We start from the raw sequence: 19,615 nt of genomic DNA on the forward strand, positions 1-19,615 counted from the left end.
CTTAGCTTCCTTCCACTTGAGCTGGAGAACTACAGCCGGACCGGTCGACGAGCTTCCTCGCAGCCACGTGGTCGGACGAACGGTTCACCGATTCGACAGCGATCAAGGCACCGTCTCGATAGCAGTTGACCGAGAACGACCGTCCCGCGGGGTCACCGATCACTTCGGTGCGGTCGCTACCGCTGAAGTCGCCCACGATCTGGAGCTTGAGATCAGCTTGGTCGCTCCAGAAGACCGGTGTCCGCCGGTAAGGTTGCGATTCGCCGGAGGTCAGCGTGCTGGCCACGGCGCGCGCCTGGCCGACGGCGTTTTCGACGCATTCGTGCCGGGTTCGCCGGTTCCGGTACGGGTAGGACGCACAGTCACCGATCGCGAAGATGTCCGGATCGGACGTGCGCAGGCAGCGATCGACGAGGACGCCGTCGTTCACCGCGAGCCCCGCCCGCTCGGCCAGCCCGGTGTTCGCCCGGACACCGACGCCTACTACGACGAGGTCGGCCTTCACGAGGGAACCATCGTGCAGCTCGACGCCCTGAACGCGCGAACCGTCGCCGCCGACCAGCCGTGCGACAGGCGTGTCCAGCAAGACCTGGGAGCCTGCCGACACGTGCTCACGAAGGAAGAACTCCGACATCACCGGTGTGACCGCCCTGGCCATGAGCCGGTCAGCCGCTTCGACGATCGTGACGTTCTTTCCCGGGCCTCGCGCGTGGGCGGCGAACTCGAGGCCGATGAACCCGCCACCGACGATGACCACCTCACTCGCCGTGACGAGCCGTTCTCGGAGCGCGTCGGCGTCCGCGCGGCGATGGAGCCGGAAAACGCCGTCCAGATCGTTACCGGGAAGCCGTGCCGCCTGGGGTGTTGATCCGGTGGCCAGGATCAAGTGGTCGTACCGCAGAGATTCCCCGGACGCGGGCACGACCGCCTTCGCGGTGCGATCGATCTCCTCGACCCGGTACGCGCGAAGCAGTTCTATTCCCTTGCGCTCGTAGAAATGCTCCGGACGGAATGAGAGGCGATCCTCGCGGAGGCCGTCGAGATAGCCCTTCGACAAAGGAGGCCGCTGATACGGGAGGCAGCTCTCTGCCGTGATCAAGGCGATTGCGCCCGCATAGCCGTTCCGGCGTAGTGACGCGGCCGCGGTGAAACCCGCGTGCCCGGCGCCGACAATGACCACCTTCCCTTGAGCCATCAGTACTGCTCCTCGGGGAGGAACACGGTGATGCCGTCGAGACCGGCGGTCATCGTCAGCTGACAGGAGAGTCTGCTCGACGGCTTGACCGGTGCCGCGGCGCCCTCGAGCATGGCTGTCTCGGTGTCGCTCGGTGGTGCGAGCCGGCCCAGGTCCTTGTCGTCGACGTACACGTGGCAGGTCGCGCACGACATCGAGCCGCCGCATTCGGCGACGATCTCGTCGATGTCGTTGTCGAGCGCCGCTTCCATCACGCTGGTGCCCATTTCGGCATCGACGGTTTCCTGCTGACCTGTGCGCCGGACAAAGGTGATCTTCGCCATGCGATCGACTCCGTTTCCGCGTCAACTGTCGGAATGCTCGGGTGTGAAGCGCACGGGCAGTGAGGCGATCTGCATGATGTTGCCGCCGATGAGGCCGGTGAACCGTACGTCGCCGTCGATTTCGATATCCGGAAGGCAGTGGAGAAGCTGGGTTGCCGCCGTGGCCAGTTCTGCGCGGGCCAGGTGGCGTCCGATACACATGTGCGTCCCGTATCCGAATGCGAGATGTTGATTTCGGCGCCGATCCAGGTCGAACTTCTCGGGGTCCTCGAACCTCCGCGGGTCCCGGTTGGCGGCGAGGTAGTTCAGCAGCACTTTGCCGCCCGCGGGGATCGGCACACCTTCTATTTCGGTGTCCTGCAGGACCTTCCGGGCAAAATGCGGAAGCGGCGTCGTCAAGCGCAGACTCTCCTCGATCGCCTTCGGGAGCGTGCTGGGATCGGTTGTGACCGCCTCGCGAAGCCCTTCGACGGTGAGGATGTGGTGCAACAGCCCGACGATCGACGCCGCGGTCGAGTGGTGGCCACCAATGAAGAACGCGACGAGGATGCCGCCGACTTCAGCGTCGCTCAGCGTTCGTCCGCCAAAAGAACCGGTCGCCAGCTGCGTCAGGTAGTCGTCTCGCGGATCCTCCCGCCGCGACGCCAGTTCGGCGGACGTGAAATCGAAGAACTCCTCACTGGCTTGTTCTTCATTCCCGGATCCCAGTGAGTTGAGCACGCCCATCGCCAACGCGCGCATTCGCGGAGCGGAACTCGGCGACAGACCGATCAAACGCCCGATGACCAGCGCCGGAATGGCATCAGCGAAGTCCGACCAGAGGTCGGCCTTGCCTTCCCGCGCGAAACCGTCGATCTCGGTCCTGACCACATCGTCGAGCAGTGGTTGATGCTTGCGGACCTCAGCCGGGACAAGGGGAGCCTGCATGATCTTCTGCCATGCCTCATGCTCGGCACCCTCGAACTCCAGCGGCGGGATCGGCGGCAACGGGGTCGAGGGAATCAGGACTCCGTCCGCGGAGCTGAACCGGTCGGGACTTGTGGTCACCGCGCGCACTCCCTCGTAGCGCGTGACATTGAAGTAACCACCGTGCGCGGAACTATGCGTGACCGGGCACTGCTCTCGCAGCGAGGTGTACACGTCGAGCACCTCGTCGCGGCTCAAGCTTGTGTCGTGGTGATCGAAGTCGGTTTCGGGGGCGCTGCGCGCGCCCGTCGTGCTGTCCATTCGACACACTCCGTTGTGTATTGACTGGGCTTCACAAGCGGACCAGGCCGCCGTCGGCCATGATGGTCTGTCCGGTGACGAAGTACGAGTCCTCACTGGTCAGAAAGAGGACGGTGCCGACGACGTCGTCGGCTTCGCCGATCTTCTTGATCGCCTGGCTCCGGGAAACCTGTGCCATCAGTTCCGCCGGAACCGCCGAGGTGACGCCGGGAGTCCGGGACAGGGTCGGGCCGACCGCGTTGACGGTGATCCCGTGATCCGCGACGTCGTTCGCCAAGCCCCGGGTGAACCCGATGATCCCCATCTTGCTGGCCATGTAGTGACTCATCTGCGGCACCGCGAGACCAATGGAATTCGACGTGATGTTGACGATCCGTCCCCAGCCGGCTTCCTTCATCAAAGGCAGTACTGCTTGCGTCATGAGGAACTGTGAGTCGAGGTTCACCGACAGCACCTTGCGCCAGGTGTCGTACGTGAGCTCTGAAATGTCGACGAACGGGAAGATCCCGGCGTTGTTGACCAGGATGTCGCAGCGGCCGTGCCGGCTGCGGACCTCCTCGCCGATCTCGGCGGTGCGATCGGGGTCGGAGACGTCTGCCCGCAGTCCGGTCACCTTGTGGCCCGACGCCTCGAGTTGCCCGACCGTCTCGCTGGGGTGGTCGAGGTCGACCGCTATGACGTGAGCACCACGCTCGGCGAGCCCCTGGGCCACGGCCCGGCCGATGCCACGGGCGGCCCCGGTGACGACAGCGACACGGTGCTGGGACTCGGTCATCGGATTCGGCTCCCTTTGTCTGAGCTGGTGGGGCGTTCCACCATGCCGTCACTCCGCCCTCGACCCGATGGCTGCTGCAAAGTGGGCATTCGGGGACCTCCCGGAGAATGTCGCCATGGGTGGCAAGAGCCCGTGTCCAGGAAGCACGCTAGCCGAGACGATCGATCCACCTGAGCCATTTTCCGCACCGCATCGTCCGCGAAACGACTTGCGGTGCCCGCGGATCCGAGTTTCACGTCCCGGGTCATCATCCGCGCCGTGCGGTGCGGCACGCACCGGTCCGGCGTGGACGCGGGCGCGCAGTGGGTCGCTGACCGCGAGGCCGTTGACGAGCAAAGGCGGGTGCAGCTCGGCAAAGCTGCACCCGCCTGGTGTACGTCGCGCGGAGGACCGCCAGAGCCCGGCAGTTGATGTCAGGAAGGCTCACCCGTCTCCGGCCATCGCCGGGGAGAAGTCCATGTAGACGGTGTAGTCGGCGACCTGCATCCCGGCCAGGCTGATGACCGTCATGCACGGCAACGCCAGGTGTTTCCCTTCGGGCGCGGCCGTTTCGATGGTGAAGTGGCAGAAGAGGCGGTCGCCGGTGTCGGTTATCTCCCGGATCGTGTGCCGTACCCAGGGGAGCGCGGCCACGGCGCCGGCCGTAGCCGCGGCGATGGCCGTCCGGCCCGTGATCGTCTCGCCGTTGCCGAACGTGTAGGTGGCATCGTCGTGGAACCACTTGGCGAAGTCCTCGGCGTCGCCGCGATCGACGGCCGCGCACATCGAGCGCACCATCTGCGCGCGGCCGGTCACGTCGCCGCTCACTGGAGTGCCAGCCCGTAGCGGGTCATGACCTCGGCGACGAGTTTCATGTCGCGTCCCGGTGGCAGTTCGCTCAGTTCCCGGTAGTAGTTTTCCAGGCCGGGCGGGGAAACGACGGCGATCACCCGCGTTTGGACGTCAAACGAGTTGTAGAAGACGTGTGGGACGCCGCGTGGCATGAGCAGGGAGTCGCCCGGCGCGAGCACGTGCTCCACACCGTCGAGCTCGACGGTGACCCGCCCCTCGACACAGGTGAAGAGTTCGTCCTCCCGCGAGTGGATGTGGGTGGGCGGGCCGCCGAGGCCGGGCGGGACGACGTATTCGAAGAGCGAATAGGCGCCTTTTGTTTCCGCGCCGGTCAGCCTTGTGTAGATGCCCAGCCCGATCGCGCCGAGATTCGTTCCGTCCTCGGTCCGGAACACCCGGCTCGGGGCCGTGGATTCGGTGGTCATTTCCAATCCTTTCCGTCAACGTGATCTAGGACTTGTTCGCGGACGTCTCCGGCAAGACGGGTTCGGCCTTCGGCTGGGCCGCCCGGGCAGCGGCGATCCGGTCGAGCAGTGCCGGTGTCACCTTGCGATAGGTCGCCGGGTCAACGGGGGCGAGCCACTGGAACGCCCTGGTCATAACGCCGATCTGAAGATCGAGGTCGGTGAGCACCTCGTCGGCGTGGTGCAGCGAGAACGGGATGATCTTCGTGCCTCGGCAGTGGTGCGAACCGAGCGCGTCGTCCATGAATTCAAGCTGCCCGGTGACCTGCTCGCGCCGGGCGTCCAGGCTGGGCAGCTCGAGTATTCCCTCGATGTCCGCGGCGATCCACAACGCCGCGAGTTCCGCGTTGAGCGGGCTGAAGAACGACGAGTTGTAGCCGTTGAAATAGAGGCCGGGGACGTCCAGCGGCTGGATCTGCCGGTAAAGCGCGAAGTTTCCGCGGTCGTCGTGCAGTTTGGCCTGCACGTTCGCGTCGAGGAACGGAACGGACTGCTGGAAGCCGGTCGCACAGACGATGATGTCCGCCGGGATCACGGTTCCATCGTCGAGTTCGGCGTACCGCTGTTCCCCGTCGGCATACAGCCGGGCGATCGTCCGGTCGCGTCGCACCCGGATCGTCCCGGCCTCGACGCCTTCGAAGAATCCTTCGGTGGCCAGGCCGATCGCGCCCCGGACGATGCCTTCCATCGTTCCCCGCGGGATCAGGCCGAGCTTGTCCAGACCGAACTGCTTGACCGAGACGGAGCCGATCGAGTTGATCAGCGAGCGCCGGATCTTGTCGCCGGGACCGTGCAGGAACTTCTCGAACCCGCGCAGCGTGCGGTAGCGGAACAGCGCCTCGCCGAGGCGGGTCATCAGCAGCACCTTGAAATTCAGAACCCCGGCGACTTTCCGCGGGATCTTCCACAGCAGCTGGCGCGCCACGATGTCGGTGCTCGCGGCGACCGACGCGATCGCCACGGTGACATCACACGCCGACTTCCCGTAGCCGACCACCACGGCGTGCCGGTCCCGCGCGTCATCGAGGTCCAGGAACTCGGTCCCAGCCATCAGCACACCGCCGGCTGCGCGGAACTCGTCGACGCCAGGAAACTTCGGCACCGCGGGCTCGCAGAACACCCCGTTTGCCACGACGACACGGTCGAACCGCTCGGTTTCGGGAACGCCGTCCCCCTTGGTGGTCACGAGCCAACCGCCGGCGTCCGGGACAACGGACTCGACTTCGGTCTCCAGCCGCAGCAGGGAATCGATGCCGAAATTGCGCGCATAGGACGCGAGGTATTCCTGCACTTGGCGTCCCGTCGGCCATTCCGGGAAATCCTTCGGCATCGGGAAATCGGAGAACGCGTACTGGGCCGCCGGACTCTGCGTCGTCACTCCGGGGTAACGGCGGGTACGACTCCACACGCCGCCCACGTCGGGACACCTGTCGAAGACCACGACATCGTGTCCGGCCTGCGTCAGCACTTTAGCCGTCGTCAATCCGGAAATCCCGGCTCCGACGATCGCCACACGCATCTTCGGTCCTCCTGACTCGGCACGGTCGGTGTGCCGAGCGCCCATCGTGAGCCGCGCGGCCGGGGAAGCCAACGCGGTGTCCCATCGACCGGGACTGGCGGTTGGTGACGCCCGAGCGGCTGACGAAACTGGAACCATCATGAACTCTTCTGAACAGCCAAGAACCGCATTCATCGGTGGCGGATCGGGCGGTATCGGCGCCGCGGTGGCGCGCACCCTGCTCGAGCGTGGCCACCGCGTCGTTCTCGCCGGGCGGACGGCGTCGTCTCTCGATGCGACAGCGAAGGAGCTGGATGGCGGCGATCTCGTCGACCGGGTCGTCGTCGATCTCGCCGACCCGCTGGCGTGCGCCGCCGCCGTGACCGACATCGGCGAGCGGCACGGCAGCCTCGACGTGCTCGTCGTCAACGCGGGCGGCCCGCCTCCCGGCCGGGTCCTCGCAGTCGAGGACGAAACCTGGCGCGCGGCGTTCGACCTCCTGCTCCTGGGACCGCTGGCGCTGCTGCGTACGGCGTTACCAGGCATGGCGGCCAACGGTTTCGGTCGTGTCGTGGTGATCACCTCGACCGCGGTGCGGCAACCGCAGCCCCAGCTGGCGACCTCGACCGTGCTGCGCGCGGCAGTCGCGTCCGCGGCGAAACTGGCGTCCCGTGAATACGCTGACCGCGGGGTGACGGTGAACTGTGTCGCCCCCGGTGCGACACTCACACCTCGGCGGATGGAGATCCTGAGCAGCCGGGCGGCGGCGCGGGGCGTCGACGTCACCCAGGCCGTGGCCGAGGACCAGGCCGAGATTCCCGCCGCGCGCGCCGCGGAACCATCGGAAATCGCCGCGGCCGTGGCGTTTCTCGCGTCCGAGGAAGCCGCTTATGTCAACGGAACCGTGCTCACCGTCGATGGCGGACGCACCGAGACGGTCTAGACGAGGAGCGCAGAAGGCGATGGCCACATCCGGACCCGGCTTCACCCTGACAGATTTCTTCGCGAGCTTCGGCTCCGCGATACGACCGGCCGCGCGTCGGCCGTTCGTCGTGCACGACGAAGACCTCGTCGAGCTGCCCGCGGGTTCCGTGCCGAACCCGACGACGCTCCGGGTGGCCGGCACGCTGCCCACCACGACGTTCGAACTCTTCCGCCAGGTGATTCCCGCCGACGGAAGCTCCGACATGCAACGGCACTATCACGAGACCGTCCACTTCGTGCTCGCCGGCGACGGTCACAGCGAGATCGAGGTCCCCGGCGGGCCCGAGGAGGTCGTCCTCTGGACCGCGGGGTCGTTCATCTACACGCCGCCCTGGGCCTGGCACCGCCATTACAACGACTCCGGCGCACACCCCGTCGAATTTCTCACCATCGAGAACTCACGTCTGCTCGGCCAGTTCGGTCTGATCCGCAGGCAGAGCGCCGGCCTGGTGAACATGACCGAAGCCCGCGAGAAGTTTCTGGAGGACGCATGACTCCGATTCCCGAGCACATCAGCATCTGGGGCGAACTGGGCGACGTGGACCATCGCCTCCTGCACCTGGACGTGCCGCTGGGCGACGAGACCGTCCGCACCCGCGTGCTCCAGGCGGGTTCCGGACCGGAACTGGTGCTGCTTCACGGCACCGGCGGGCACCTCGAAGCTTATGCGCGCGACATCGCCGGGCTGGCGCGGGACTTCCATGTCACGGCGTACGACATGGTCGGACACGGCTGGTCGGATCTGCCCGACCGGCCGTACACCATCGACGTCCTGTCCGGCCACCTGATCGGGCTGCTGGACGTGCTCGGCATCGAGACCGCGCACCTGTCCGGTGAGTCACTCGGCGGCTGGGTCGTGGCCTGGACCGCGGCGCACCATCCGGGGCGGGTCGACCGGCTGGTGCTCAACACGCCGGGGAACATCGCGAACAAGCCCGAGGTGATGGTCCGGATGCGGGACAGCACCATGGCCGCGGTGCTCGACCCGAGCGACGAAACCGTCCGGCGCCGGGTCGAGTTCCTCTTCCACCACAAGGAACTTGTCACCGACGAGCTGGTCAACCTTCGGCGGCGGGTCTACTCCAGGCCCGGGTTCGTGCGAGCCATCTCCAACACGCTCGTGTTGCAGGACCCCGAGATCCGCAAGGACTTCGCGTGGTCGCCCGAGTGGGTCGGCAAGGTCGTGGCGCCGACCCTGCTGCTGTGGACGGAACACGATCCCACGGGCGGGCTGGACGAGGCCGATCTGTTGCTCGGGTGGTTGCCGGACGCGCGGTTGCACGTCATCGCCGACGCTGGCCACTGGCCGCAGTGGGAGAAGGTCGACGAGTACCTCGACACCCATCGCTCGTGGTTGCTGAACGGGAAGGAACCGTCCTGATGGCCGAGATCATCGGGTTCGTCGGCATGTCGCACAGCCCGTTCGCCACGATGTTGCCGCCGAAGAGCACCGGCGAACCCGGGGGCCGCTTCCTCGCGGACGCGGACCGGGTCAGGCGCGCGGTGGACCGGCTGGCGCCGGACGCGGTCGTCGTCATCGGCCCGGACCACTTCCACGGCAACTTCTACGACGTCATGCCCCCGTTCGTGCTCGGCGTCGAAGACGTCGAGGCGTTCGGCGACTTCGACAGCCGGTCCGGCCCGCTCCCGGTCGCGGGCGCGCTGGCGTGGTCGGTGCGCGACAGCCTGGCGGAAGCGGGTTTCGATCTCTCGCTGTCGTACTCGCTGACGGTCGACCACGGTCTGGTGCAGACCTACGACATGGTGACCGCCCGCTGCCCGCTCGTCCCGCTGGTCGTGAACACCGCGGCGCCGCCGTTGCCGTCGCTCGACCGGTGCCTGGCGCTGGGCCGCGCGCTCGGCGCGGCCGTTCGCTCGTCCGCCGAGCCCGCCCGGGTCCTGCTGGTGGCGAGCGGCGGGTTGTCGCATTGGCTGCCGTCCAACGATCCGCGGGATCCGTCGGTGGCGGGCGAGCGCCGGGAGGCCCTCATCCACGGCCGGGCCGATGTGGCGGCCTTCGCCGCGGCCCGGGAGCCGAGGGTGCGGGCGATGGGCGGTGACCCGGACGCGCGGGTGAACCAGGAATGGGACCAGTGGTTCCTCGACCGGCTCGTCGCGGACGACCCGGCTGCCGTGGCGACGCTGGGTCACCGGGGCCTCGAAGAGAACGCCGGGACGGGCGGGCATGAGGTGCGGTGCTGGCTGATCGGCCACGCCGCGGCCGGCCTGCCGCTGCAGTGGACCAGCTACGAGCCGGTTCCCGAGTGGATCACGGGCATGGGCATCGGGACCACCTTCGCAGTGGATTAGGCCGGGACCGGGCGGTGGCCCCGGACCATCCGCGCGGTTAACCTGTGTCTGGTGCGCGTGACTACGGTCACGCGCACCGGCCGGGAGGCTCCCGACGACCACCTCCGACCCTGCGCCGTCCCGGTCGACGCCCTCCGTACGGATGATCGGAGACCGCATTGGTGGATGCAGCGCGCGCGCCCCGCGAACGCCTCGCGCCGTACCGCTCCGTGCGCACCCGCGACGTGCTCGAGGCGGAGTCGCGTCTGGCTCGCCTGTTCAGCCCGCACACACTGCGGCCCGACCGAGCCCCGCGCAGGTTCTGCGCTACCGCCAACTCGGTCTCGCTCGGCGGCATCCGCCTCGTCTACATGTCACTGGGGACGGCGACGACGATCCGGCCGGACCCGCTGGGTTACTACGCCGCGAACATCGTGCTCGCCGGGTACGGCGAGTACCGCCAGGCGGCCGGCGCCGTCAGCACAGGCGGGCGGTGTGTCGGCGCGGTGCTCAACCCGGGGTCACCCACCGAGATGTTCGTCGACGACGGGTGCGCGCATCTGTCCGTGCTCGTGAGCAGGCAAGCGCTGGAATCCCGCCGCGAGGCCGCCGGCACCCTGGACGACGGCGTCTGCCTGGCGATGCCGCTGGATCTGCGCTCACCGAAGACGCAGAGCTGGGTGGATCTCGTCAGCTGGACCGTGCGGTCCGCCGAGAGCGGGGGACTGCTGGACAACCGGCTCGCCGCGGCCCACGTCGAGGATCTCGTCATCCTGGGCTTGCTCGACGCGCAGCGGGTCAAGGCCGAGGGCGAGGAGCGAACCGATCGCAAGCTCCCGGCGCGCATCGCCCGCGTCGTCGATCTCGTGCACGCCGATCCCGGGCAGCCGTTGACGCTGTCGCAGCTGGCGGCGGTGGCCGGGGTCAGCGTCCGGTCCCTGCAGGCGGGCTTCCGGCGTCACCTCGGGACGAGCCCGAGCCAGTACCTCCGGTTCGTCCGGCTCGACCGGGCCAGGGCCGATCTGCAGCGTGCCGGCGACGCGCCGACCACCGTCACCGACGTCGCGCTTCGCTGGGGGTTCACGCACGTGCCCCGGTTCGCCGCGCTGTACCGGGACAGGTTCGGTGAGTTGCCGTCGCAGACGCTGCGGAGGCGTTGAGCTTCGCGGATCGGATCGGCTGCGCGAGATGGATCGCCCGGTTCCTCCGGCTGGCTTATCGTGCCCACGTCGCAATGGCGCGAACAGATACGGAGCGGCACACAATGACAAGCCAGATCGTCGGCGACGGCTCCGACGGGATTCTCGAGCGGGCTGCCGCGATTCTCCAGGCATTCGACGACGAGCACCGGCGGTTGACGTTGATGTCCCTGGCGAGCCGCAGCGGGCTACCCCGCTCTACGACACACCGGGTGGCGGGACGCATGGTGGCGCTGGGCTGGCTCAGCCGGGACGACGGCCGGTACCACCTGGGCAACGACTTCGTGCGGCTGTCCGGCCTGACCCAGCTCAGGCGGGAACTGCGCGAGACCGTCCAGCCGTTCATGCAGGATCTCTACGAGAGCAGCCACCTGACCGTGCAGCTTGGCGTGCTCGACCTGCCGAACGTGCTGGTGGTCGACACGGTGACCGGGCACCTGGAGCTGCCGATGCTGTCGAAAGCCGGTGGTTCGATCCCCGCGCACTGTTCCAGCCTCGGCCGGGCGATACTCGCGGCCGGCCCGCCCGCCGTCGTCGACCAGGTCATCAGTCATGGCCTCGAACAGCGTACAAAGCGCACGATCACCGTGCCGTCCGCGCTCCGGCACGAACTCGAGGTGTCGGCCCGGCGGGGGTGGAGCGTCGACGACGAGGAAGGCAACGTGGGCGTCAGCTGTGTCGGCGCCGCGCTACGCACCCCGCTCGGGCACGTCGTCGGCGCGCTGTCGGTCACGGGGCCGGCCGCGGTGGTGCGCACGGACCGGTTCGGACCGGTCGTGCGGGCCACCGCGGCCGCCGCGTCCCGCAAGCTCGCCCGGTTACCGCAGCGTGCCGGGTGACGATCAGTCCCAGAGCACGTCGAGCCGCTGCGGCCCGCGGAACAGCCATCCCCACACCGGGACTTCGTGGGCGGAGTCGAGGCGGATGGAAGGGAAGGCGGCGAACAGTTCCTCGAGCGCGATCCGAGCGACCTGAGGCGCGTAGGCGCTGCCCGAACAGATGTGGCGCCCCGTTCCGAACGCCAGGTGCGGGTGCGTCGCGCGGTCGAGATCGAAGACGTCGGGACGATCGAACACGGTCTCGTCGCGGTTCGCCGAGCCGTAGGAAAGCCACACCGTCTGTCCCGGCCGCATCGTCGCCTCGCCCATCGTGATCTCGCGCAGCGGCAGCCTGCTGGAGGCGCTGAAGACCGGGGACATCCACCGGAGTCCCTCGGTCAGCGCGCGCGGGAGCAGAGTGGTGTCCTCGGTTACCCGCTTCAACTGCTCGGGCCTGGTGGTGAGGCCGAGGAACGTCGCCGCGCACTGGTGCCCGGGCTCCTGCAAGCCGCCCAGGATGATCACCTTGAGCGAGGGGAGCAGTTGCTCCAGCGTCCGCGGGTCGCCGTGCGGACGGCCGTGATGCAGGTAGTGCGACAGCGCCGAGCCGTCGGGTTCGGCCGACAGCTTCGCCACGAGCGGCTCGAGCACCTCGCGGATCTCCGCACCGGCCTCGTCCGCCGGGGCGAAACCTCCGGGGTTGGTGAAGCGGCCTTCGGCGTCCATCGCCGTGTTCGCGATTCCCCGCGCGAGCGCGTGGAACCAGCGGCGAAGCGTGTCGGAGTCGACATCGGTCAGCCCGATGACGTCGCCGACGCACCGGACGCTGATCGGCTCGAAGTAGTCGGCCATCAACTCGGCCTTGCCTTGGCCGCGGATCGCTTCGAGGTACCGGCGCACGGTCGGCCGAACCTGGTCTTCGAGCAGGGGGCGGAACGCTCGCGGTTTGAGCGGCGGGTCGACGGCCGCCCGCAGGTCCTGGTGGGTCTCGCCTTCGGCGCCGAGGATGTGGTCGGCGCCGAGGACTCGCTCGTGCATCGGGCTGGTGCCGCCACGAAAGTTCGTCGCGTCGTCGGCGATCGTGCGGCACGCTTCCCAGGTCGAGGCGACCCAGGCGTGCGCGGCCGGAATCCACGCCACCGGCGCCTCGCGGCGAAGCCTCTCGAAGATCGGGTACGGGTCGTTCTCCAACTGCTCGACCGTGACGGTTGCCAGCCATTCCTGGGTGTCACCGGCCGTTGTGTGGTTCGTCGTCATGGCGTCTCCTTCGTTGTGTTCCGGGTGTCAAAGATCGAGTCCGAGGACCGCGGACCGGGAGCGCGACACGCACAGCATGATCAGCTTTCCGTCCTGCCGTTCCTCGTCGGTCAGTACTTCGTCGTGGTGCTCCGGCTCGCCGTCGAGCACGGTCGCCTCGCACGTGCCGCACGTCCCGGTCCGGCACGACGAGAGCACCGAGATGCCGGCGGCTTCGATGGCTTCGAGCAGGCTTTTGTCGGCGGGCACCTCGATCGTGCGTTTGGACCGCCGCAGTTCGGCGACGAACGGGCGGGCGGAGTCGCCCGGCCGGACGGGGGTGAACCGTTCGACATGCAGCGTGCCCGCCGGCCAGGCCGCGCAGGTCTCCGTGACGGCGTCTATCAGCGGGGCCGGACCGCAGCAGTACACGGCTGTGCCTGGCCGCGGCTCGCCGAGGAGCGAATCCACCGGAAGCAACCCGTGCTCGTCCTCCGGCCACAGCGTCACGCCCGGACCGTCCACTTCAGAGCAGAACGCCATGTGGCGGCGTGACCGGCCGCCGTAGTAGAGGCTCCATTCCCGGCCCGCGCGCTTGACCTCTTCCAGCATTGGAAGCAAAGGCGTGATGCCGATACCGCCCGCGATGAAGACATACCGTTCCGCGGGAACCAGCGGGAACAGATTCTCGGGATCCGAAACGCGCAGCCGCCGGCCGACGGAAACGGAATCGTGCAGCTTGTTCGAGACGACTCCGTTCCATTCCCGCCGGACCCCGATCCGCCACGTGAACCGCTCGGACATCGGCCCGCAGAGCGAATACTGACGGACGTCGCCGTCGACGTCGACTCCCACGTGCGCCCCTGGTGTCCATTCCGGCAGCGGGTCCCCGCCGGGGTCGGTCAGGTGAATGACCATCACGTCCTCGGCGGCCTCTTCTTTCGAGGTCACGACCAGCTCACGTGTCATGACGCCTCCTCCCGGCTCCGGTGCTGGGTGATGCACGACTGCGAACCCGTGCAAGAGCCTCGGGCGACGCCGGAAGAGCCGCCATCAGGAGTCCCACTGCGCGGGAAAGGCCGATCCCGACCGGTGGGACTCGCGGTTGTCGGCCGATTGGCCAACCGCACAAAATCGCCTCATCGCGCCAACGGTGACTGGAGGTCAATGATGACGCAGCAGGCCGCGTTCACGGACTTCAACCCGATGGAATCGCCGCATCGGGAGAATCCGCACCTGTTCTACAAGTGGTCGCGCACGGAACAGCCAATTTGCTTTTCGCCGACGCTCAACGCGTACGTCGTGACGCGCTACGACGACATCAAGTCGATCGTCGACGACCCGGACACCTATTCGTCCAGCAACGCCATTCCGGTCCTGTGGCAGAATCCGGAACCCGTCGTCGAAGCACGCCACGGGATCATCCCGGAGGCGGCCACCGTCGTGAACACCGACGAACCGCAGCACGCACCCTTGCGCAAGGTGCTCGATCACGCGTTCTCCGGCCGCCGCATCCGGCAGCGGCTTCCGCTCATGAGGACACGTTCGGCCGAACTCGTCGACCAGTTCGCGGGGGCACACCGGGCGGACCTCGTCAGCGCCTATGCCGACCCCTACGTGCAGTCGATCGTCAGCGACGTCTTCGGAATCCCCGCCGAGGACAACGACCGGGTGCAGGGCTGGACGAACGACTACCTCACTCTGCTGAACCCGATGGTCGGCGTCGAGGAAAAGGTCGCCGCGGCACGGCGGATGCACGATTACGAGCGTTACATCGACGCGCTGGCGGAGCAGCGCCGGACCTCGCCGCGAGACGACTTCATGACCGACCTCGTGCACGGCACCGACATGGTTCCCGCGGTGAGCAGGGACGACCTGCACTACATGTTCCGCGGCCTGCGTTTCGCCGGGCACGACACCACACGCGATCTCATGACCAGCACGCTCCTGCTGCTGCTCGACAACGACCGCCGGCTGTGGGAGATGGTCCGCGCCGACCGCCCGGTGTTGCAGCAGGTCATCGAGGAGACGCTACGGCGGGACGCGCCGCACCGCGGGCTCATGCGCGTGACCACCCGGGACGTGGAGATCGGTGGGACGCCGCTGCCGGCGGGGACGTCGCTGCTGCTGCTCTTCGGTTCGGCGAACCGGGACGAGAGCCGTTTCGCCGCGCCGGACGAAGTCCGGCTCTCGCGGGCGAACATCCACGAGCACCTGGCGTTCGGCAGTGGCATTCACCAGTGCCCGGGTGCGCAGCTGGCGCGCACCGAAGTGCGCACGGCCATCGAAACCCTGCTCGACCGGCTACCGGACCTTCGCCTGGCACCCGGTTACGAGCCGTCCTACGTCGCGAGCTTCTTCTTCCGCGGCCTGGAACGGCTCGAGGTCACCTGGTGACGGTGACACAGCTCAGGCTCGGTTCGCGCCCGGGGCTGTGTGGCCGTAGTCACCCCGCCGCGGGTCTGGGTTGCTGCTCGAACTCGTACACGGCGTCGAGACCGAGATCGGCGAGAATGTTGGGTACGACGATCTCTGGGCCAGGTTGAGGAGGCGTGTCCGCCTGCAGCAGTCCGCAGGCGCTCGCTCTGCCGTCCGGACGTAGGTAGATCACCACCCCGCGACCTGTTCTGCCGAACTCCGTGAGTGCGCGATCAAGGTTTCCTCGTCACGTGCACGAAACGGCACCGAAGACGTCGCCGCAAAGACATTCGGTGTGAACGTAGACAGGAACACGGCCATCGCCCGTTCCCGCGACCAAGGCCAGGTACTCGTTGCCGGACAGGTACTCGCTGTAGCCCAGAGCGCGGAACCGTCCGAACGACGTGGGCAGCGTCGCCTCGGTGACGCGCGTGAACCGGGTTTCGTGGCGGAGCCTGTAATCGATGATGTCAGCGACAGACAAGTGCACGAGTCCGTGCTGGAGAGCGAAACGCGCCAGTTCTTCACCTTTGGCCATTTCGGTGGGCCGGTCCACGGACACGATCTCGCAGAGCGCTCCGGCGGGCGTGCGGCCCGCAAGCCGGGCCAGATCGACTGCCGCTTCGGTGTGACCGGGCCGTTCGAGAACTCCGCCCGCGCGTGCACGCAACGGTACGACGTGGCCCGGACGTGAAAAATCTTCCGGGTTCGCGTTGTCGGATCCCAAGGCGGCGATCGTGGCCGCACGGGACTTCGCGGAGATTCCCGTACCGGTGCCGACCAAGTCGACGGTCACCTGGTAGGCGGTTTGGTATCGATCTTGGTTGGCGTGGGTCATGGGGGCCAGGTTGAGCCGGTCGCACGCCTCGCCGGCAAGGGCGACACAGAGGAAACCGGAAGTGTGCCTGACGGTGAAGGCGACCAGTTTCGGGGTCGCGAGTTCTGCCGCGAAGATGAGATCTCCCTCATTCTCACGGTTCTGATCGTCGACGACCACCACCGGTCGCCCGGCGGCAATCGCGCTCAGGGCGGAGCGAACGCGCTTGTCGATCGCGTTCTGTGAACTTCTGGACATCTGCTGTGTCTCCTCGCGACGATCACGAATGCCGGGCTACGGGTGTCCGCCATGCGGTACGGAAACCCGGACGGTCAGCAGATGGGACTCACGTGCACTGGCCCGCGCAGCTGGGTCGAAGTCCGGAGCTGTGCACAGGAACAGCGTCCGACCGTCGTCCCCGCCCAGCATGCATGCGTAGACACCGCTGCCGACCTGTATTTCCTCGACGATGTCCCCGCCCTCCTGCACGCGGATCACCCTGCCGTTCAAGGCGTCCGCTACCCACACCGCCCCCTCGGCGTCGAGGCAGCAACCGTCGGGTGCGACCTTCACCTGACTCAGGACCGTGGCGAAATCCCCGGTCGGCACCTCCCCGAACTTCGCCCAGATCCGCTGATTCGTGAGCTGTCCGCTGTCTTCGATGTCGAATGCGGTGATCCGGTTCGCGAAGGTCTCACCGACCACCAGCACGTTGTCGTCGGTGATGACGCTCCCGTTCGGAAAATGGAGGCCAGCCGCGGCTTCGGCGACAGTTCCGTCGGGGTCCACCCTGACCAAGTTCGTCGGGACGGGATCAGCTCCAGCGCCGATGTCGAAGCCGAAGTTCCCCACATAGGCGCGTCCGAGGCGATCGACGACCATGTCGTTGAGATTTCCGCTGACATGGCCGCTCAGGTCCGCGTGGACGACGACCCGGCCATCATGCTCTCGACGCAGCAACGTGAAGTCCCGTGCGGAGACCACGAGCAACCGGCCGTCGGGAAGCCAGCCGAGGCCACCTGGTTGGTTCGGGACCTCGAGTTCGGTCCGGAGGCCGGTACCGTCCGCAGCCGCGGAAAAAACGCGATTGGTGTAGAAGTCGGAGACCCAAATGCGACCTTCGTGCCAGCGAGGGCATTCCAGAAACGACATTCCAGATAAAATGTTGGTCAGCGTGCTCATCGTTTACGTGCCTCTCATTGCGCTGAATTGTCCGGCTGTGTGAGCCGGTGCGATTGTGGACCGGCTGCGTCTGGGGCCACCGACGGTGCACGGTGATGCCGGACCCAGGCCGATTGTCGCAGAATTGGGCTGAAGTGAGTTGTCGCAACTTGCGACAGTTCGATCATCGCCGACGCCGCCCGCTCGCTGCCGCGCACACTGCGGCCGGTTGGCGTCTGCTCAAATGCACGCAGATGCGGGCTGCGCTCCTGGTGCCGATTTCGGCATCGAGGTCAGGCCCGGGGGAAGAGGGTGCGCGTCGAGTATCTCCTCGACCTGCTCGGCGACCCACCTGCTCGCCGACGCCGGCATCGCCCCGTGACCCGCACCTCCGGCACCAGCATCGAAAGCGAGCATCCAGCCCGGACCGGCAACCGCAAGCTCAACCCCGGGTTCTTCCTCGCCGCATCATCCGTAATGCCAGAAAAGTCTTCTTGATGGCAAGTTGACCAAGTGGTGGCCGGAGAGTGCGGGCGTTGCGGCGCCCGGCCTCCTTCCGGTCAGTAAATGCTGGCGGAGAGATCGAGGCCGAGTGCTCTGATTTTCCGATACAGGGTCGATCGCGCGATGCCCAGGGCAAGCGCTGCTTGGTGCTTGTTGCCTCCTGCCTCGCGCAAGGCCTGGAGAATCGTCTGCGCTTCGATCTGCTCCAAGGTGGCGAGCTGGCGTCGCGCGGCGCGGGCTACGTACTCAGGCGGAAGGTCGTCGGTACCTATCTTCGTAGCGCCGCTGCCAGTGACGGTGCGGCGCACCAAGGTCTTGAGCGAGTTGAGGTTGCCCGGCCACTCGAGTCGAGTCAGGGCCTGGACGACCTCCGGGGTCCACTCGACTGAGTTCTTCGCTCCCGCCACCTGTTCGGAGAACCGCGCGAGCAGGCCGGGGAAGTCGTCGAGGCGCTCGCGCAGCGGGGGAACCTCGAGGACGGACTCGAAGTGGTCGAGCAGGGCGTTGTGCACGGCGGGCTCGCCGGACCTGCGCTGTGCGGTGGCCAGTAGCCGTCCGGGCGGCGTGCGGCGCAGCGCGGCCAGTGTGGCGACAGCGGTTGACGGCTCCAACGAGTCAACGTGCCGTATGACCAGGACACCAGTGGGGTCCTCGAGTTGCACGTGGAGGTGCTGGACCCAGCGGCCGTCCCCCAGTGCCGCCGCGTCGACCGCATCCACGACACGGACAGTCTGTGCGTCCTGCAGCGCCTCCGCCACCGCGAGCCGGCCCGAGCCTGGCTCGCCCACGACCAGCACCGGGCTGGTTCCGTTCCGTAGGCGGTGCGCCTGGCGGCACAGTGCGCGCCACTTCTCGGATCTGCCGACGAGGCCAGGCAGCAACACCGAAGGCTGGGGAAGGGCGCGGGCTTCGGTCTTGCGCCGAGTGGCGGATGCTTTTCGAAGGAACAGGATCGCGCCGGCGTCCGTGTCCTGCCCGGACAGGGGACAGCAGTCGACGCTGAGCACCTCGCCGTTCGGCAGTGTCAGGCTGGTCGGCCCGCTCCTGCGCTCACGGAGGCTGCGCCGCGCGTGTTCCCACAGCAGCGTTTGATCCACGCCGCCCAGCAGGCGAGCAGCGGCCGCGTTGGTGATGACGGTCGTCATGTCGAGCGCCACGATGGGGTGACGTACGTCCCGATTGTAGGTCGTGTAGGCCTCGAACAGGCGTTGTTCGCGCTGGCAGGCGCGGGCGCGCAGCGCCTCCTCGACCGCCGTGATCAGGTCGGTCACCCAGGACAGCATCAATGGAGTCGTGTCCGCCACCCGGCAGATCAACGAGACGCTTCCGAGCAGCGTTCGCCTGACCGGGTGGACGACCGGCGCGCTCGCGCAGCTGTACTGCTTGAACTCCTCGGAGAAGTGCTCGGGACCACGGATCAGCTCGGGCCTTCCGGTCAGCAACGTGACGAGCCCTGTCGTGCCGACCGTTGACTCATCCATCGTGAAACCGGCGGCGACGCCCTTGGCGTCAAGGTCCGCGGCCATTTCGTGGTCGCGCACCCATCGGCGCAGCAGGTTCCCGTCACGGTCAGTCAGTACCAGTGCGCACGCGCTCTGGTCGAGTGCTGCCGCTCGCTTCTCGACAATTGAGGTCACCGTCCGGGACAGGTAGTTGTCGAGCTCGATCTCGGCAAACTCCACGGGCGAGACGGCCTCGGGGGCCAGGCCTTGCAAGCGGGAGCGTCGCCACGACTCGTAGACGGTGGGACGAACGACCGAGGATGAATGGGTCGATACGTCAAGCGAGCTCGAAAAGATGTCGTCCCGTGCCTTGGCGGCTGTTCGAAGCCAGTCGTTCATCTCTTGGTTCCTTGACTCGAGCATCGTTGCCCGGT

19 protein-coding genes are annotated in these 19,615 nt (G+C 67.4%); 7 read left to right on the forward strand and 12 right to left on the reverse strand.

Annotated elements, in window-relative coordinates:
- Position 1: 1 nt before the first annotated feature.
- The 7 genes from ABZ193_RS00555 to ABZ193_RS00585 form a co-directional block, all read right to left on the reverse strand.
- A complete protein-coding gene (locus ABZ193_RS00555; protein WP_354708323.1) occupies positions 2-1,195 on the reverse strand; it encodes an FAD-dependent oxidoreductase in 1,194 nt (397 codons plus the stop codon).
- On the reverse strand, positions 1,195-1,518 hold the full coding sequence (locus ABZ193_RS00560; protein WP_237337042.1) for a 2Fe-2S iron-sulfur cluster-binding protein: 324 nt from the start codon (positions 1,516-1,518) through the stop codon (positions 1,195-1,197). Before ABZ193_RS00560 ends, ABZ193_RS00555 begins: the two co-directional genes overlap by 1 nt.
- 21 nt (positions 1,519-1,539) lie before the next feature.
- Complete coding sequence (locus ABZ193_RS00565) at positions 1,540-2,745, reverse strand: cytochrome P450 (RefSeq protein ID WP_354708324.1); 1,206 nt, start codon at positions 2,743-2,745, stop codon at positions 1,540-1,542.
- A 31-nt stretch (positions 2,746-2,776) separates the two neighbouring features.
- Complete coding sequence (locus tag ABZ193_RS00570) at positions 2,777-3,520, reverse strand: SDR family oxidoreductase (protein ID WP_237337040.1); 744 nt, start codon at positions 3,518-3,520, stop codon at positions 2,777-2,779.
- A gap of 423 nt (positions 3,521-3,943) precedes the next feature.
- Positions 3,944-4,327 carry a nuclear transport factor 2 family protein gene (locus ABZ193_RS00575; RefSeq protein WP_354708325.1) on the reverse strand — a complete coding sequence of 128 codons (384 nt, stop codon included), beginning with the start codon at positions 4,325-4,327 and terminating at the stop codon, positions 3,944-3,946.
- Positions 4,324-4,776, reverse strand: coding sequence for a cupin domain-containing protein (locus ABZ193_RS00580; RefSeq protein WP_051362681.1), 453 nt, complete (start codon positions 4,774-4,776; stop codon positions 4,324-4,326). Before ABZ193_RS00580 ends, ABZ193_RS00575 begins: the two co-directional genes overlap by 4 nt.
- A gap of 25 nt (positions 4,777-4,801) precedes the next feature.
- The gene (locus ABZ193_RS00585) at positions 4,802-6,550 is read right to left on the reverse strand and encodes an NAD(P)/FAD-dependent oxidoreductase (protein WP_354708326.1); all 1,749 of its coding nucleotides are present in this window, start codon (positions 6,548-6,550) and stop codon (positions 4,802-4,804) included.
- Between ABZ193_RS00585 and ABZ193_RS00590 the strand changes: the two genes are divergently transcribed.
- From ABZ193_RS00590 to ABZ193_RS00615, 6 genes are all read left to right on the forward strand, one after another.
- Entirely contained in the window at positions 6,540-7,256 is a 717-nt protein-coding gene (locus tag ABZ193_RS00590; protein ID WP_354708327.1) for an SDR family oxidoreductase, read from the forward strand. The two genes, ABZ193_RS00585 and ABZ193_RS00590, sit on opposite strands and share 11 nt — an antisense overlap.
- Before the next feature lie 19 nt (positions 7,257-7,275).
- The gene (locus ABZ193_RS00595; protein ID WP_354708328.1) at positions 7,276-7,791 is read left to right on the forward strand and encodes a cupin domain-containing protein; all 516 of its coding nucleotides are present in this window, start codon (positions 7,276-7,278) and stop codon (positions 7,789-7,791) included.
- Entirely contained in the window at positions 7,788-8,678 is an 891-nt protein-coding gene (locus ABZ193_RS00600; protein WP_354708329.1) for an alpha/beta fold hydrolase, read from the forward strand. Before ABZ193_RS00595 ends, ABZ193_RS00600 begins: the two co-directional genes overlap by 4 nt.
- Positions 8,678-9,607: a 2,3-dihydroxyphenylpropionate 1,2-dioxygenase gene (locus ABZ193_RS00605; RefSeq protein ID WP_237337033.1), complete on the forward strand. Its 930-nt coding sequence runs from the start codon at positions 8,678-8,680 to the stop codon at positions 9,605-9,607. The genes ABZ193_RS00600 and ABZ193_RS00605 overlap by 1 nt, the downstream gene beginning before the upstream one ends.
- 161 nt (positions 9,608-9,768) lie before the next feature.
- Positions 9,769-10,746 (forward strand): AraC family transcriptional regulator, encoded by a 978-nt coding sequence (locus tag ABZ193_RS00610; protein WP_237337032.1) that lies wholly within the window; start codon positions 9,769-9,771, stop codon positions 10,744-10,746.
- A gap of 104 nt (positions 10,747-10,850) precedes the next feature.
- Positions 10,851-11,624, forward strand: coding sequence for an IclR family transcriptional regulator (locus ABZ193_RS00615; protein WP_354708330.1), 774 nt, complete (start codon positions 10,851-10,853; stop codon positions 11,622-11,624).
- A gap of 3 nt (positions 11,625-11,627) precedes the next feature.
- Here the strand turns inward: ABZ193_RS00615 and ABZ193_RS00620 are convergent, their stop codons facing one another.
- Complete coding sequence (locus ABZ193_RS00620; protein ID WP_354708331.1) at positions 11,628-12,860, reverse strand: cytochrome P450; 1,233 nt, start codon at positions 12,858-12,860, stop codon at positions 11,628-11,630.
- A gap of 27 nt (positions 12,861-12,887) precedes the next feature.
- Positions 12,888-13,808, reverse strand: coding sequence for a PDR/VanB family oxidoreductase (locus ABZ193_RS00625; protein ID WP_354708332.1), 921 nt, complete (start codon positions 13,806-13,808; stop codon positions 12,888-12,890).
- Between the two features lie 30 nt (positions 13,809-13,838).
- On the opposite strand from ABZ193_RS00625, the gene ABZ193_RS00630 reads away from it, so the two are divergent.
- Positions 13,839-15,236, forward strand: coding sequence for a cytochrome P450 (locus ABZ193_RS00630; RefSeq protein ID WP_354708333.1), 1,398 nt, complete (start codon positions 13,839-13,841; stop codon positions 15,234-15,236).
- 268 nt (positions 15,237-15,504) lie between these two features.
- On the opposite strand, the gene ribB is transcribed toward ABZ193_RS00630, so the two are convergent.
- The 3 genes from ribB to ABZ193_RS00645 all read right to left on the reverse strand — a co-directional run bounded on the left by ribB (position 15,505) and on the right by ABZ193_RS00645 (position 19,580).
- Positions 15,505-16,332: a 3,4-dihydroxy-2-butanone-4-phosphate synthase gene (gene ribB, locus ABZ193_RS00635; RefSeq protein ID WP_354708334.1), complete on the reverse strand. Its 828-nt coding sequence runs from the start codon at positions 16,330-16,332 to the stop codon at positions 15,505-15,507.
- 36 nt (positions 16,333-16,368) lie between these two features.
- The gene (locus tag ABZ193_RS00640) at positions 16,369-17,256 is read right to left on the reverse strand and encodes an SMP-30/gluconolactonase/LRE family protein (RefSeq protein ID WP_237337026.1); all 888 of its coding nucleotides are present in this window, start codon (positions 17,254-17,256) and stop codon (positions 16,369-16,371) included.
- Between the two features lie 539 nt (positions 17,257-17,795).
- Positions 17,796-19,580: a helix-turn-helix domain-containing protein gene (locus ABZ193_RS00645; protein WP_237337025.1), complete on the reverse strand. Its 1,785-nt coding sequence runs from the start codon at positions 19,578-19,580 to the stop codon at positions 17,796-17,798.
- Positions 19,581-19,615 lie beyond the last annotated feature (35 nt).

Origin of the sequence: Amycolatopsis sp. NPDC006125, from assembly GCF_040614195.1 — a bacterium.
In the GTDB taxonomy this organism is placed as follows: domain Bacteria; phylum Actinomycetota; class Actinomycetes; order Mycobacteriales; family Pseudonocardiaceae; genus Amycolatopsis_E; species Amycolatopsis_E tucumanensis.

Coding starts and splice junctions, on each gene's coding strand:
- ABZ193_RS00555 (WP_354708323.1), bottom strand. CDS start 1,195: ATGGCTCAAGGGAAGGTGGTCATTGTCGGCGCCGGGCACGCGGGTTTC.
- ABZ193_RS00560 (WP_237337042.1), bottom strand. CDS start 1,518: ATGGCGAAGATCACCTTTGTCCGGCGCACAGGTCAGCAGGAAACCGTC.
- ABZ193_RS00565 (WP_354708324.1), bottom strand. CDS start 2,745: ATGGACAGCACGACGGGCGCGCGCAGCGCCCCCGAAACCGACTTCGAT.
- ABZ193_RS00570 (WP_237337040.1), bottom strand. CDS start 3,520: ATGACCGAGTCCCAGCACCGTGTCGCTGTCGTCACCGGGGCCGCCCGT.
- ABZ193_RS00580 (WP_051362681.1), bottom strand. CDS start 4,776: ATGACCACCGAATCCACGGCCCCGAGCCGGGTGTTCCGGACCGAGGAC.
- ABZ193_RS00595 (WP_354708328.1), top strand. CDS start 7,276: ATGGCCACATCCGGACCCGGCTTCACCCTGACAGATTTCTTCGCGAGC.
- ABZ193_RS00600 (WP_354708329.1), top strand. CDS start 7,788: ATGACTCCGATTCCCGAGCACATCAGCATCTGGGGCGAACTGGGCGAC.
- ABZ193_RS00605 (WP_237337033.1), top strand. CDS start 8,678: ATGGCCGAGATCATCGGGTTCGTCGGCATGTCGCACAGCCCGTTCGCC.
- ABZ193_RS00615 (WP_354708330.1), top strand. CDS start 10,851: ATGACAAGCCAGATCGTCGGCGACGGCTCCGACGGGATTCTCGAGCGG.
- ABZ193_RS00620 (WP_354708331.1), bottom strand. CDS start 12,860: ATGACGACGAACCACACAACGGCCGGTGACACCCAGGAATGGCTGGCA.
- ABZ193_RS00625 (WP_354708332.1), bottom strand. CDS start 13,808: ATGACACGTGAGCTGGTCGTGACCTCGAAAGAAGAGGCCGCCGAGGAC.
- ABZ193_RS00630 (WP_354708333.1), top strand. CDS start 13,839: ATGCACGACTGCGAACCCGTGCAAGAGCCTCGGGCGACGCCGGAAGAG.
- ribB (WP_354708334.1), bottom strand. CDS start 16,332: ATGTCCAGAAGTTCACAGAACGCGATCGACAAGCGCGTTCGCTCCGCC.
- ABZ193_RS00640 (WP_237337026.1), bottom strand. CDS start 17,256: ATGAGCACGCTGACCAACATTTTATCTGGAATGTCGTTTCTGGAATGC.
- ABZ193_RS00645 (WP_237337025.1), bottom strand. CDS start 19,580: ATGAACGACTGGCTTCGAACAGCCGCCAAGGCACGGGACGACATCTTT.